9 protein-coding genes and 2 pseudogenes are annotated in these 14,071 nt (G+C 48.8%); 5 read left to right on the top strand and 6 right to left on the bottom strand.

Annotated elements, in window-relative coordinates:
* Positions 1–21 precede the first annotated feature (21 nt).
* Positions 22–1,008, top strand: a complete 987-nt coding sequence (locus EOS97_RS16535; RefSeq protein ID WP_000109361.1) for an SIS domain-containing protein — start codon at positions 22–24, stop codon at positions 1,006–1,008.
* Between the two features lie 127 nt (positions 1,009–1,135).
* Here EOS97_RS16535 and EOS97_RS16530 read toward each other — a convergent pair whose 3' ends face one another.
* On the bottom strand, positions 1,136–3,865 hold the full coding sequence (locus tag EOS97_RS16530) for a sigma 54-interacting transcriptional regulator (RefSeq protein ID WP_001031470.1): 2,730 nt from the start codon (positions 3,863–3,865) through the stop codon (positions 1,136–1,138).
* 166 nt (positions 3,866–4,031) lie between these two features.
* Complete coding sequence (locus EOS97_RS16525) at positions 4,032–6,002, bottom strand: autotransporter domain-containing esterase (RefSeq protein ID WP_000192412.1); 1,971 nt, start codon at positions 6,000–6,002, stop codon at positions 4,032–4,034.
* 309 nt (positions 6,003–6,311) lie between these two features.
* Here EOS97_RS16525 and EOS97_RS16520 point away from each other — a divergent pair, with 309 nt between their 5' ends.
* Complete coding sequence (locus EOS97_RS16520; protein ID WP_001156971.1) at positions 6,312–7,559, top strand: mechanosensitive ion channel family protein; 1,248 nt, start codon at positions 6,312–6,314, stop codon at positions 7,557–7,559.
* A gap of 41 nt (positions 7,560–7,600) precedes the next feature.
* Here the strand turns inward: EOS97_RS16520 and EOS97_RS16515 are convergent.
* Positions 7,601–8,461 (bottom strand): annotated as a pseudogene (locus EOS97_RS16515) (amino acid permease); the annotation flags it as partial.
* A gap of 185 nt (positions 8,462–8,646) precedes the next feature.
* Between EOS97_RS16515 and EOS97_RS16510 the strand changes: the two are divergent.
* Positions 8,647–9,909: an IS1380-like element ISEcp1 family transposase gene (locus tag EOS97_RS16510; protein ID WP_000608644.1), complete on the top strand. Its 1,263-nt coding sequence runs from the start codon at positions 8,647–8,649 to the stop codon at positions 9,907–9,909.
* A 239-nt stretch (positions 9,910–10,148) separates the two neighbouring features.
* Complete coding sequence (locus EOS97_RS16505; RefSeq protein WP_000134999.1) at positions 10,149–10,790, top strand: MBL fold metallo-hydrolase; 642 nt, start codon at positions 10,149–10,151, stop codon at positions 10,788–10,790.
* 224 nt (positions 10,791–11,014) lie between these two features.
* Here the strand turns inward: EOS97_RS16505 and EOS97_RS16500 are convergent.
* A pseudogene (locus tag EOS97_RS16500) lies at positions 11,015–11,554 on the bottom strand (amino acid permease); the annotation flags it as partial.
* Positions 11,555–11,879: 325 nt separating this feature from the next.
* Between EOS97_RS16500 and EOS97_RS16495 the strand changes: the two are divergent.
* A complete protein-coding gene (locus EOS97_RS16495; RefSeq protein ID WP_001033459.1) occupies positions 11,880–13,055 on the top strand; it encodes a DnaJ family molecular chaperone in 1,176 nt (391 codons plus the stop codon).
* Between the two features lie 78 nt (positions 13,056–13,133).
* Here EOS97_RS16495 and rclC read toward each other — a convergent pair whose 3' ends face one another.
* On the bottom strand, positions 13,134–13,694 hold the full coding sequence (rclC, locus tag EOS97_RS16490) for a reactive chlorine resistance membrane protein RclC (protein WP_000362177.1): 561 nt from the start codon (positions 13,692–13,694) through the stop codon (positions 13,134–13,136).
* Between the two features lie 12 nt (positions 13,695–13,706).
* Positions 13,707–13,943 carry a reactive chlorine resistance periplasmic protein RclB gene (rclB, locus tag EOS97_RS16485; protein ID WP_000922168.1) on the bottom strand — a complete coding sequence of 79 codons (237 nt, stop codon included), beginning with the start codon at positions 13,941–13,943 and terminating at the stop codon, positions 13,707–13,709.
* Positions 13,944–14,071: the final 128 nt, after the last annotated feature.

Genomic DNA, 14,071 nt, shown 5'->3' with positions numbered 1-14,071 from the left:
CTACACGCTAAGGAGATAAATATGTCTGTTGCTCATGAAAATGCCCGCCGTATTATTAGCGATATTTTAGGTAAACAAAACATTGAACGCGTCTGGTTTGTCGGCTGCGGCGGTTCATTAACCGGCTTCTGGCCAGGGAAATACTTTCTGGACTGTGAAGCGTCAAAACTGGCTGTCGGTTATATCACCAGTAATGAATTTGTCCACGCCACACCAAAAGCATTAGGAAAAAATAGCGTCGTTATTCTTGCCTCGCAGCAGGGCAATACGGCGGAAACCGTCGCAGCTGCCCGCGTGGCGCGTGAAAAAGGAGCGGCGACCATCGGTCTGGTTTACCAACCTGACACGCCGTTGTGCGAATACAGCGACTACATCATTGAATATCAGTGGGCGCGTTATCCGGAAACGGTCGACCCTGCACAACAAAAAGCCGCATACAGCCTGTGGCTGGCGCTGGAAATTCTCGCCCAAACAGAGGGCTATGCGCAATACGATGAGTTAGTCAGCGCGTTTGGGCGCTTTAGCGACGTTGTTCACGGCGCCCAACGGCAGGTACAAGAAGATGCTCAGCGTTTCGCCGCCGAATGGAAGGATGAGAAGGTGGTCTATATGATGGGCAGCGGCCCCTCTTTCGGCGCCGCGCATCAAGAGTCTATCTGTATTCTGCTGGAAATGCAGTGGATCAACTCCGCCAGCATACATAGCGGAGAGTATTTCCACGGACCGTTCGAAATCACCGAGCCGGGCACGCCGTTTATATTGCTGCAAAGCAGTGGTCGCACTCGCCCGCTGGACGATCGTGCGATTCGCTTTATTGAACGCTATCAGGGAAAACTGCAGTTGATCGATACGGATAAACTCGGCATTCAGGATCTGCCCACCGACGTTGGCGAATACTTCTGCGGTCTGTTGCACAACTGTGTGCTGGACGTTTATAACCTCGCTCTGGCGACAGCCCGTAACCACCCACTGACCACCCGTCGGTATATGTGGAAAGTTGAATATTAATAGTTATGCCGGATGGCGGCTTCGCTTTATCCAGCCTACAAAGCGATCTGTAGGCCTGATAAGCGTAGCGCCATCAGGCCTTTCTTCTGCGGGGCGCTAGCGCCCCTTTTTCCCTGAACTACCGCAGCTACCAGTGAAAATCCTCTATCCGTAATTCGAAAATATCGTGAATATAGCCAATTTCCGCTACCGGCAGCGCCACGTTATAAAGAATTTTCAACCGCTGAAACGAATGATTTACCATCGCGATAAATTCACCATGCCGCTCGTTAAATTCCGTCATGTTTTTATAGTGGGTAATTTCATTACGCATGACCAGTCGCTCAATCATACAGCTCAAATGAACATATAAACTAATAATCAAATTATTATTAAAGCCGAAGCCCAGCGTATTTTGCCATTCGGCAATAATCGTTTCGATATGCCCTATCGTCTTATTGGCATTGAGAATGGTCAGCGAATTAACCACATTATGCAACGAAAATTCGCGAACCATATTTTTATTAATTAACGCAATTTGTTTATCGTTAAGATAACCGCTTAATAACTGACTTAAATGCGCATACCCCTGCTCGCCAAGCAGCTCTTCAATCCCCACCCAGGGAACGCCCGCCAGCTGCGGGTCAATGGTGCCGACAACCGCAATCACTTCATACTGATTCAGCAACGAGGCCGCCATCCGGCTGTTTTTCAGGCGAGTATATTCACAGGCGATAATATTAATATCAAAGTCGGTCAACTGACTTTTTTCCATCAAATTTTTAAATTTAAACGCCGTCCCGATGCCGGTAATACAGGTCACCAGCAGCGCGCGCGCTTTTTTCTGCGCGGGCCAGAAGACATCCCAGCGCGACTGATTTAACGGGACGATCTCTTCGGCGATCTGTTCGATGTTTTTTTGCAGCGCGATCTCGCTGGCCACGTTCAGCGCCAGACGCGTCGTAACGTTATCGACCACCACCAGCGGGCCATGAATTACGCTCAAAAGCGCATCGGCGATCTCTTTGGTGTATCCCATATCGATTAGCACCATGACGCCTGCGCGGGTATCCGTATGCTGGAGATAATCGACAATGGCCCGGCTGACATCGCTAAACGCGACCTCCATCGGCATATCCATCGCATGATAAATCTTTTCGCCAATCAGACGGTTCGCCACGCCTGCAATGCTGCTGGCGGTCGAATAACCATGCGCGATGATCAGCGCTTTTACCTTACCGCCGCTGGTGGCGTCAATGGCATTACTGACGATGGCCGCCACGACCAGTCTGTCGAGCGTGTCGATTAACAAATCATATTTATTATTTACCACGTCCAGCAGTTTTTGCGCCACACGCTGCGCCAGCCCCGGCGCCTCCTCCAGCCAGCGCAGCATCACATGGCGAACCGATGGCGACACCTCCACCGGCGTTAACGGCAGGCTGGTAAGGTAACGTCCGGTGAGATAAGCGAATTCCGCATTCAGTTCGAGATCGTAATGTGCAGCGATCGCTTTCCCGACATCTTCGATAAAACGCAGCCGCTTGTCCTGACGAGCGCGAGGGCTCTCTTTATTCATTAAGGCATCGAGATATAACGTGAGGTTTTGATAGACCAGCTTGTCAAACGTCCGTGCGGAAATATTCTCCTGCGCCAGCTCTTCGCACAGGCCGCAAATGTTTTCCGTCAACCGTAAATATTCCTGATGCTGACCGGAAACTCGCGGAAAAACGCCACCTTCGCGATAAATCATGACGCGTTCCGCCGTCTGCGGAACGGTAAAGGGCACCTCCATCAGCAGACGATCCGGCAGTTGCCCGGCTTTTACTTCCAGTACCCCATCGTCACGCTGGCCGAAAGTCCAGGCGCTGGCGCAAATATTACGAATGAGATTTTCCAGGCCGCCGACATTCCCTTCCAGGGTCTCCTGCATCAGTTGGCTGATAATTTCACTATCCAGCGACAAATCGTGATGAAGACGCTGCGCCTCGCGACGAAAAAAATGGTGAATAAACGCCAGCCGCTCATACTGTCCGCGTTCGGCGATAGGCAGAATTTTGACAATGACCGGTATCCGGCGAATAAATGTCGCCAGAAAGTGCTTTTCCAGATCTTCGGTAGAGGCGAATATCAGACGTACCGTGGCGCTGCGTTCATCGCTGCTTTCGCCTAAGCGACGCCAGGTGCCGTTATCCATAAAATGGAACAGTTTTTCCTGCCCTTCCGGCGGTAGACGGTGCACTTCATCGATAAACAATACGCCGCCATTACTGGTCTCAATTAACCCGGATACCGCTCTGTCTGCGCCGGTAAACGCACCTTTGGCATGACCAAATAATTTTGACGTCAGCAATTCCGGGTTATTAGCGTATTCGGCGCAGTTAAACACGGTAAAGGGCGCCTCCGGGGGCAAAATGCCCTGCTCGATGGCGTACTGCCAAAGCTGACGCGCCAAAAAACTTTTTCCTGTCCCCGTCGGGCCGCGCAGCAGCAAAGGCAAGCCCGCGCCGGGATAACTGATCGCCGCCTTACACTGACGCAGGGACTCCTGCAAGCTGCCCTGCGCGCCAATGAGCAGCTCCAGACTGTCCTGCCGCTCCGCGCACAGCGCCTGAATGGACGCGTAATCCCCCTGTCGAACCGCCAGCCGGTGGTGACGACGTAGCGCCTCGACGGGCAGGAACAGCACCGGGCGACTATTCACTTTGACCACCCGCTGCTCACGATGCAAGTTATTAAGATGGTGACTAATAATACTGCGTTTTTGCCTGAGACTGTCGGCAATCGCCATTGCGCTAAACCCGCTTAACGCGTCGGCTGTTAGTGAACATCCGGCCAGCCGTAGCTCCAACTGACGAAATATGGACTCTTTATTCATACCTGCGCCCCGCCAAAAACGTAAACTCCGCTTATACGATAATTTACAAACGACGTCACAGGCTTCACCCACATTTTTGAAAATACTTACTTTTTATAAAACTTACCGTTGCGCTTTCGGCTCATCGTGTCACGAACGAACGGGGTTGGCCCTCCCTGGCGTGTCATCAAAATCGGGCGCTAAACCCAACGTTATAACGGGTTTGATTGCCATCGCTTAACCCTGCCGTTTGCGCCAGCCCGGCGAAAGCGGACACCGTTGCCGACAGCGGAAAATCTGCGCCAATCGCGATATCAACCCAGTTTTTATCCTGCGTTTTTCCGTCGCGGCTAAACGTCAGCACGGTCGATTTAAGGCCGCCGTTCGCCACATACGTATCATCGCCAAACTGACGGCGATAATTAATCTGCGCCCAGGAGTGAATGATGCTGTGGCGAAGATCCAGACGCCAACCAGCGCTACCCACCTGCGAATGGGCGTTTTGGTCGCCAAAACGCATTGATGTACTGGTATTGAGCTTCTCGCTATAGCCATTAACGTGGCTGTAATCCCATGCATATTGCAGCATCGGTCCGGTCGTTAACCACGGCATCATGACAAAATCATAACCGCTGGTTAACCTTGCGCCCCACAGGCGACCGTTGGTTTCGCCCTCTTCCACCCGTCTTAGCGCACCGAGCGTTATACTGCGTTGAATGTTACTGAATTTAGCGGACAGGTAGTGTAAATCGCTATCCAGCCACGCCTGACCGGCGCGTAAATGGCTGAATACGGCGGCCTGAAAACCGCGGGCGTCATAACGATAATTATCGTCAGGATGTTGCTTATCCAGAGAACCGGCTATCAGCCCTCCCAGCAGTACCTGCTCGTTAAGCTGATAATCGACGCCAACCGTCAGATTATTATGATTACCGTTCCCGTCGGCCTCATTATTATCATAACGTTGATATCCCCCGCTGTATCCACCGAACATGCCCAGTGAACCAACAGGATTTTCCCCCTGGCGAAGCTGCTGATAACGGCTGTCAAGCGTGGTACGACTACCTTGCGCCATCGACTGAACGCTTTGGTTCAGATATGTCGCCTGTACCGGCGCGGCAATGATCGACTGGATATATTGCGCAATAATGGTATGGACCTGCGGACCGGGATGTAAATGATCGGCAAACAGATAGTCCTGCGACGCATTAAATCCAGGCATTGCCGAGGAGCACGCCGAAGCGGATACGCCCGGCGGGCAGGCCATGCCTACGGTATTTGTCAAACCAAACGCCTGTGGGTTGGCAAGAATTTCCTTAAAGAGGCCGTTGATATCGGCACGGGCTATATTGCCGCCGTGTTGCTCCAGCCCCTTCTCTTCCATCTGATTATAATAATCGGTCAGAGCTGACGCCTGCCCTGCCGCCTTTTCATAGCCCGCCAGCAGTTGCTCAACGAGCAGTTGCTGAATAAACGGATTGCTGCTTACCGTTGCAGCCGCCGCCAGCAACGCCTTGCGGATCGCCTGTTGCCGACTGGCGAAATCGGGCGTAGCTCCCTCCGCCAGCGCCTCTAACGCCGCTTTTAGCGCCGGGGGCGCCGCTGCGCCCAGCCCGGCGGTGATTACCGCCTCCAGAAGCATTGGCGTCGCACTAATATCCGGTACGTTTGGCGCCACGACCAGCCCGGCGCCGGCATCCAGTAACAGCCCTACCTGCGCCGCCGCGCTAGTGGCGCTATTACCGGCTATTTGCTGTGCCATGGTTGGTTGCGCGATGGCCGCCGCCAGATCGTTTCCGCCGACCCAGTGAATATACAAACCGTTGTGGTCAGCTTTTCCCCCCGTTTTGGCAAGCCACTGCCGTACCTGATCTGCGGTATTATCCTGCGGGTTTAATTCCGGGGTCGCCGTCGCGCCGCCGGCGGCATAATTAGAACCGCCATTGCTGGAAGGGCTTAATGCCAGCCCATATAGTTCGGCCAACTGTTCGTCGTAGAGCTTATTTTGACCACTATCCCAGGTCCAGCGACCGTTATTTCCGGTATCGCTAAGGCTATCGCCAATTACCGTAAGAGAGTCAAACGCACAGGCAGATAATGGCGCGGCCAGCGCCAGCGAGAGTATGCCGTATTTTAGCAGGGTACGCTTTTGGGTCATCCGATGTTCCTTAATGTTATTGTTGATAGGTACGACGGTGCTAATCATTATCCGACAGAGATATTGCAATCGTTTTAAACATCTGGTTAAAAAGTTTTCATTCATTGTTGACGTACTGGCGCCTGTTCAAAAAGAGGGAACCGCGTAAAATAACGACGTTTATAGGGCGCTGGATAAAATATAGCGTATGGATAACCCCAGAGGCGCTTTTACCCGTCTGTTGCTGATTATGCCTGAAGCGCAGGCGTCCTGATTTGCATAAGTGCCATTCAGCAGTCATCATAGGCTGCTGTTTATAAAGGAGAGATTATGCAGGAATTGATATCCCAGGTAGAAGATTTAGCGGGAATTGAAATGAATCACACCACATCGCTGGTGGTGATATTTGGTATTATTTTTCTGACAGCAGTTGTCGTGCATATTATTTTGCACTGGATAGTACTGCGCGCTTTCGAAAAACGTGCCAGCGCCAGTTCCCGCCTGTGGCTGCAAATTATTACCCAGAATAAATTATTCCATCGTCTGGCTTTTACGCTGCAAGGCATCATTGTCAATATTCAGGCCGCGCTCTGGCTACAAAAAGGCAGTGAGGCTGCGGATATCCTGACGACCTGCGCGCAGTTATGGATTATGACCTACGCCCTGCTGTCGTTATTTTCTCTGCTGGACGTGATTTTCAATCTATCGCAAAAATGGCCCGCCGCCTCTCAGTTACCGCTAAAAGGAATATTTCAGGGTATTAAGCTCATCGGCGCAATTATCGTCGGCATTCTGATGATCTCACTGCTGATTGGCCAGTCACCAGCAATTTTAATCAGCGGGCTGGGCGCGATGGCCGCGGTATTAATGCTGGTCTTTAAAGACCCGATTCTTGGTCTGGTTGCCGGTATACAGCTTTCCGCCAACGATATGCTCAAACTGGGCGACTGGCTGGAGATGCCGAAATATGGCGCAGATGGCGCGGTCATTGATATTGGCTTAACCACGGTAAAAGTACGCAACTGGGATAATACCATCACCACCATTCCCACCTGGTCGCTGGTTTCCGACTCGTTCAAAAACTGGAGCGGCATGTCTGCGTCCGGCGGACGCCGGATTAAACGCAGCATTAATATTGACGCGACCAGTATCCATTTTCTGGATGATGATGAAAAACAGCGGCTGTTAACCGCGCAACTGTTAAAGCCGTACCTTACCAGCCGTCATCAGGAAATCGATGAATGGAATAAACAACTGGATGCGCCGGAATCAGCCTTAAATCACCGCCGCATGACCAATATCGGGACATTTCGCGCCTATCTGAACGAATATTTACGCCACCATCCGCGCATCCGTAAAGACATGACGCTGATGGTACGCCAACTGGCGCCTGACGATCATGGTTTGCCGATAGAGATCTACGCCTTTACCAATACCGTCGTGTGGCTGGAATATGAGAGCATCCAGGCCGATATTTTCGACCATATTTTTGCCGTGGTGGAAGAGTTTGGCTTGCGTATTCATCAGACGCCGACCGGCAGCGATATTCGCGCGCTGTCAGGGACATTGCGGCATTAATGGATTGCCCGATCGCATGAACATGGGATCGGGCAAAAAAGTTAATGAGCCTTACGGCGCAAAACGGTAAACGCGATAAACAGGAATACAATCCATACCGGCAGCAAAATCGCCGACAATCGCATATCGTCCATCGTACACATTAACACCAGAATCAGCGCCAGAAACGCAATGCACAAATAGTTTCCGGCGGGATAGAACAGCGCCTTAAATTGCGTCTCGCGCCCTTTACGACGCATCGCCGCGCGAAAACGTAAATGCGCGAGACAGATCATTATCCAGTTTAGCAATAGCGTCGCGACAACCAGCGCCATCAACAGGCTAAACGCTTTTTGCGGCAACAGATAGTTGATCAGCACCACCAGCGAGGTAATCGCTCCGGAAAGTATCAGCGAGTTCACCGGTACGCCGCGATGGCTGACGCGGGTTAAAAATTTCGGCGCATTGCCTTGTACGGACAGGCCGAACAGCATTCGGCTATTCGAATAAACGCCGCTGTTATACACCGAAAGCGACGCGACCAGAATAACGAAATTCAGCGCCGAAGCCACCACATTACTGTCCAGGTTATGGAAGATCATCACAAAAGGGCTGCTATTGGATTTCACCTCTACCCACGGATAGAGCGCCAGCAACACCACCAGCGAACCAATGTAGAACAGCAAAATACGGTATACCACCTGATTCACCGCTTTCGGGATGCTTTTTTGCGGATCGCGCGCTTCCGCCGCAGTAATGCCGATCAGCTCCAGTCCGCCAAAAGAAAACATAATCACCGCCAGCGACAGAAGCAAACCATGCCAACCGGTAGCGAAGAAACCGTTATAACGCCAGAGGTTATCAATACTGGCATGTTCGCCGCCGTGGCCGGAGAACAGCAGCCACAGACCAAAACCTATCACCTAGATTCTACGTCAGTACTTCAAAAAGCATAATCAAAGCCTTGATAAATATGCATTCCTTCGAAATTCAGCTTTCACCCATTGGGTGAAAGAAAAGTGCTCAAAAATATGTTAAATTATCAGCTTTTATGACTCGATATATGGTAAAATAATAGTAAGAAAAGTAGTAAAAAGGGGTTCTAATTATGATTAATAAAATTGATTTCAAAGCTAAGAATCTAACATCAAATGCAGGTCTTTTTCTGCTCCTTGAGAATGCAAAAAGCAATGGGATTTTTGATTTTATTGAAAATGACCTCGTATTTGATAATGACTCAACAAATAAAATCAAGATGAATCATATAAAGACCATGCTCTGCGGTCACTTCATTGGCATTGATAAGTTAGAACGTCTAAAGCTACTTCAAAATGATCCCCTCGTCAACGAGTTTGATATTTCCGTAAAAGAACCTGAAACAGTGTCACGGTTTCTAGGAAACTTCAACTTCAAGACAACCCAAATGTTTAGAGACATTAATTTTAAAGTCTTTAAAAAACTGCTCACTAAAAGTAAATTGACATCCATTACGATTGATATTGATAGTAGTGTAATTAACGTAGAAGGTCATCAAGAAGGTGCGTCAAAAGGATATAATCCTAAGAAACTGGGAAACCGATGCTACAATATCCAATTTGCATTTTGCGACGAATTAAAAGCATATGTTACCGGATTTGTAAGAAGTGGCAATACTTACACTGCAAACGGTGCTGCGGAAATGATCAAAGAAATTGTTGCTAACATCAAATCAGACGATTTAGAAATTTTATTTCGAATGGATAGTGGCTACTTTGATGAAAAAATTATCGAAACGATAGAATCTCTTGGATGCAAATATTTAATTAAAGCCAAAAGTTATTCTACACTCACCTCACAAGCAACGAATTCATCAATTGTATTCGTTAAAGGAGAAGAAGGTAGAGAAACTACAGAACTGTATACAAAATTAGTTAAATGGGAAAAAGACAGAAGATTTGTCGTATCTCGCGTACTGAAACCAGAAAAAGAAAGAGCACAATTATCACTTTTAGAAGGTTCCGAATACGACTACTTTTTCTTTGTAACAAATACTACCTTGCTTTCTGAAAAAGTAGTTATATACTATGAAAAGCGTGGTAATGCTGAAAACTATATCAAAGAAGCCAAATACGACATGGCGGTGGGTCATCTCTTGCTAAAGTCATTTTGGGCGAATGAAGCCGTGTTTCAAATGATGATGCTTTCATATAACCTATTTTTGTTGTTCAAGTTTGATTCCTTGGACTCTTCAGAATACAGACAGCAAATAAAGACCTTTCGTTTGAAGTATGTATTTCTTGCAGCAAAAATAATCAAAACCGCAAGATATGTAATCATGAAGTTGTCGGAAAACTATCCGTACAAGGGAGTGTATGAAAAATGTCTGGTATAATAAGAATATCATCAATAAAATTGAGTGTTGCTCTGTGGATAACTTGCAGAGTTTATTAAGTATCATTGCAGCAAAGATGAAATCAATGATTTATCAAAAATGATTGAAAGGTGGTTGTAAATAATGTTACAATGTGTGAGAAGCAGTCTAAATTCTTCGTGAAATAGTGATTTTTGAAGCTAATAAAAAACACACGTGGAATTTAGGTTAGACTATAAATAGAAAAAGGTGTTTTGACAATGACAGAGATTATCAAAGATTTATACCAATTTACAGAGGTAATGGAGCCGATTAAGCTTTCAATGCACCAATACTTATTGATGACAAATGAGCCTGTTCTCATTCAGACCGGAGCCGTATCACAAGCGCAAACTACCATTCCTAAGTTGCAAGAGTTGCTCGGTGAACGCAAAATAAAATACATTCTAATTTCTCATTTTGAATCAGACGAATGTGGCGGACTTGCTTTGGTTCTCAAAGAACATCCCGAAGCTGTCGCGGTTTGTTCCGAAACCACAGCAAGACAACTGATGGGGTTTGGTATTACTAACAATGTGCTTATTAAAAAGCCGAATGAAATATTTGCCGGAGATGATTTTGAATTTCAAACTATCAGTTACCCATCTGAAATGCATATGTGGGAAGGACTTTTATTTTTTGAAAAGAAACGTGGTATTTTCTTTAGCAGCGACCTCATGTTCGGCATGGGTGAGAATCACGGACAAGTTATCGAAAGCAGTTGGGACGCAGCGGTAAAATCAAGCGGCGCAGATACATTGCCCAATCAAGAATCCGGACAAAAGCTATCCTCGGATTTGAGTGAGATTGAACCTAAGTTCGTTGCTTCCGGTCATGGGTTTTGCATTACGATTGTAGGATAAATCAAGCAAATAGACCTTGCAAAATAAGCATTTGCAAATATACCACTTCATAAAACCGTATACTGTAATTATCAAGATTTTGAACGATATTGAAAAACAGTAACTTAAAGGCTCGATATATTTATAATATATCGAGCTTTTTTCATGTCTAAAAACTTGGGGGTATATAGTGAAAAATACCGTCCCAACGTCCCAAAGGCTGATAAGTAGGCGCATTATATGGGTATCATGCCGATAATCGCCAGCACTTTAATGAGCGCGAACCAGAATTCCGTTTCGCCATACAGACGAACGTTCACCAGATTTACGGCATTAATGATAATAAAAAACGCCGCCGCCCAAATCCATGTTGGTACGTCAGGCAGCCAGTACTGCATATAGATGCCCGCCGCGGTCAGCTCCGCCATCCCGACCAGCACAAACATGACCCAATAGTTCCAGCCCGACAAAAAGCCCGCAAACGGCCCCCAATATTTCCAGGCGAAGTGGGCAAACGATCCGGAAACCGGCTCTTCCACGACCATTTCACCCAACTGGCGCATAATGAGAAAAGCGATAATCCCGGCAACGCCATAGCCCAACAAAACAGCCGGCCCCGCCATTTGAATCGCCGGGCCGATGCCCAGAAACAGTCCGGTGCCAATGGCGCCGCCCAGCGCAATTAGCTGAATATGGCGGTTTTGCAACCCCCGCTGAAGCGTCGGTTCATTCTTCGACGCGGCATCCGACACGCTGGCGCCGGATGCAGTTGACGCGTTTTTCACGTCCTACCCCTGTATCGTTTTTATTGAGGGGCACCTTTTAACATTTCGCTCTCGCTGCCGCAAGGCGCAATCGTTTGTCAAGGCTCAACTCCGGACGTTAACGTTATCGTGTAAAAAAAGATGTCGCGGGGAGTAAAAAGAAAAGAGTGCGCGCCGATATAGAACGTTACGGGTGACAGACGCCGAGTATAAAATATGTGAATAACTCTGGACGAAAAGTACGACACCCTACAGAATACATTTAGTATTTTTTCAGTATTTTCAAAAAGGTGAATCAGACCTGGTGTCTGTTATCCGTTTTTGAGCCACGCCAGGCATCAACGTCATGAATAAGATCATCAAACGTTTAGAGATCATCAAAAGCGCCATTGAACTTGAGGACGAAGAGATTATCCGTCAGCAGCTCATCTACCTGAAAAATGAGCCGCAGGATGCCGTAATCAGCGCCATTGCCCAGGCAATTGAAGCTCGTCGATTCAGTGACGCCATGCAAGAGATCGCCGCCTGGCTACAGGCTCAACGGGCGCTCTCGACGTGGCAAGATCCCTCTATTGCCGCCAGTAAGCTGGAGCTGAAAGCACTTGAAGCCCAACTTCGCGATCTGATTGACAAACGAAATGCGCGGGTACAAATCCTCGACGATTTCAACGACCTCTATCATCTGCGCCTCGGGCCGTTGATGAGCCGTATTCTGGAGTTGCGTAAACAGCTCGCGGTGAGTATGCAGCGTAAGCAAGAGGCCGAAATAAAACGCCGGGAAAAGGATTATCAATCCTGCCTGCAATTTATTTCCCAGGCCGTGGATCAACTGGCAACGCTAAAACAACAGTGGACAGGATTGAATGCCGCCTCGCGCGAAGCGGTGGGCATCCGTCAGCGAATCCAGCAGCAGACGGAGTTAATCACCGCGTTGCTGGCGGAAATTCGCGAGCTGGAAGCGGATTTTTCCCATCAGGACGACAGCGCATTCCGCCAGGCGCAGGAAAATGCGGAACAGGACTATCACCAGTACCGGGAGCAGCAGCAGGAAGCGCAATTCCGCTACACCCGCGATCAACGTTTGTCGGCTGACGAACGCAGTGAATTAAAACGTTTGTGGCGCCAGGCCAGCCGCCTGTGTCACCCGGATGTGGTCGCCGATGAATTGAAAGAAAAAGCGCACCAGATGATGGTACAGCTTAATCAGGCGCGGCAGAATGCCGATCTGGCGGCAATTCGCGCATTATTGACGCAGCTGCAAAGCGGTCTGGAACCGATGATGGCAAGCGACAGGCTAAATAACCTGGAACATCTGCGCCATAAAATACGCCAGCTCCGCACGCAAATCGACGCGCTGTTGAAAGAGATAACGCAACTGGAAACGGAAAACGCCTGGCGGCTCGCCTCTTCCGTTGCGGATAAGGAAGCCTATTTCTCCGAGCAGGAACGGGCGCTAACCGAAATTCGCAATACGCTGGAGGCGCAGGTTCAACAGGTGGAACAGGAACTTCTGTCAGGGTAGTCCATCATTCATCAACACATTGTCGGATGGCGCAAGCGCCACCCGACGAATCGCGGCATAAAGAGGGTAAGAGGGTCGCTACTGTCGCTGTAAAAGTAACGAACGGGCGGAGTCCGCCATGATCATCACCGCACCTGCCAGCATTAACGTATCTTTTAATACCAGCCGCCCGGCGCCCGATAAATACGGAAAACCATAATGCGCATCGCCCAGCGGCATAACCCAGGCCTCCGGCGTAGTGATTAAAAACGACAGCGTGACAAATGGCGTCAGGAATGCCAGCACGCCGCCTGCCAGCCCTAACCAGCGGCTGACAGGGTTAGCCAGTACCAGCGCCGCGATAATCAATTCCACCACGCCCAGACCATCCGAAAACGCATACGTATTATTGGCGGTTTGCCAGGCGCGTTCCTCCGGTTTTAGTTCGCCCTCATGAGTCAGATGCTGACGATATTCTTCCGGATGTTCATAGAAAAAAGACATAAACGGGCTGTTCGCTACAAACGGGGTAATACTGTCTGCCTCATAGGGCACAAATTTTAGTAGTCCAATCCAGATAAAAACGATGGCGATACTCAGGCGAATTAATGTTAATCCCAGCCGATCCCCCTGGCTTAACAGACGAAGATATTTATCCATCTCAGGCTCTCCTTATTTATATAATATCGCAGTGGCGTAACCCGTATTATCAATACGCATGGACGTAATTTTCCATGACGACGCCTGTTTACTTTGCGCCAGTCTGGCAATAGCGTCTTCAAGCATTGACGGCGTTGCTGCCACCGCAGAAACGCTGATATATTCAACGTCGGTTAGCGGCTGGGCGGAAGCGGAAAACGCCAGCGGCGCAGCCAATAATGAAGCAATAAGCGTGGTAACTTTTAACATCGAGATTTCCAGTCGTGGGTTATTTCAATGGTGTTATAATACGTTACGCCTGACTAAAGCCTTTTCTTTCAGACGCCAGCATATTTGTCCTGGCGTATTTTTATAGCCTGACAGGCAAAAAAAAGCCC

The sequence above is a fragment of the Salmonella sp. SSDFZ54 genome (genome assembly GCF_004010735.1).
Taxonomy (GTDB): Bacteria; Pseudomonadota; Gammaproteobacteria; order Enterobacterales; family Enterobacteriaceae; genus Salmonella; species Salmonella enterica.
This window is presented reverse-complemented; position numbering and strand designations above follow the sequence as displayed.

Excerpts from the sequence above, each read along its gene's own strand:
- EOS97_RS16495 (WP_001033459.1), top strand. The coding sequence starts at position 11,880 with ATGAATAAGATCATCAAACGTTTAGAGATCATCAAAAGCGCCATTGAA.
- EOS97_RS16505 (WP_000134999.1), top strand. The coding sequence starts at position 10,149 with ATGACAGAGATTATCAAAGATTTATACCAATTTACAGAGGTAATGGAG.
- EOS97_RS16530 (WP_001031470.1), bottom strand. The coding sequence starts at position 3,865 with ATGAATAAAGAGTCCATATTTCGTCAGTTGGAGCTACGGCTGGCCGGA.
- rclB (WP_000922168.1), bottom strand. The coding sequence starts at position 13,943 with ATGTTAAAAGTTACCACGCTTATTGCTTCATTATTGGCTGCGCCGCTG.
- EOS97_RS16520 (WP_001156971.1), top strand. The coding sequence starts at position 6,312 with ATGCAGGAATTGATATCCCAGGTAGAAGATTTAGCGGGAATTGAAATG.
- rclC (WP_000362177.1), bottom strand. The coding sequence starts at position 13,694 with ATGGATAAATATCTTCGTCTGTTAAGCCAGGGGGATCGGCTGGGATTA.
- EOS97_RS16525 (WP_000192412.1), bottom strand. The coding sequence starts at position 6,002 with ATGACCCAAAAGCGTACCCTGCTAAAATACGGCATACTCTCGCTGGCG.
- EOS97_RS16535 (WP_000109361.1), top strand. The coding sequence starts at position 22 with ATGTCTGTTGCTCATGAAAATGCCCGCCGTATTATTAGCGATATTTTA.
- EOS97_RS16510 (WP_000608644.1), top strand. The coding sequence starts at position 8,647 with ATGATTAATAAAATTGATTTCAAAGCTAAGAATCTAACATCAAATGCA.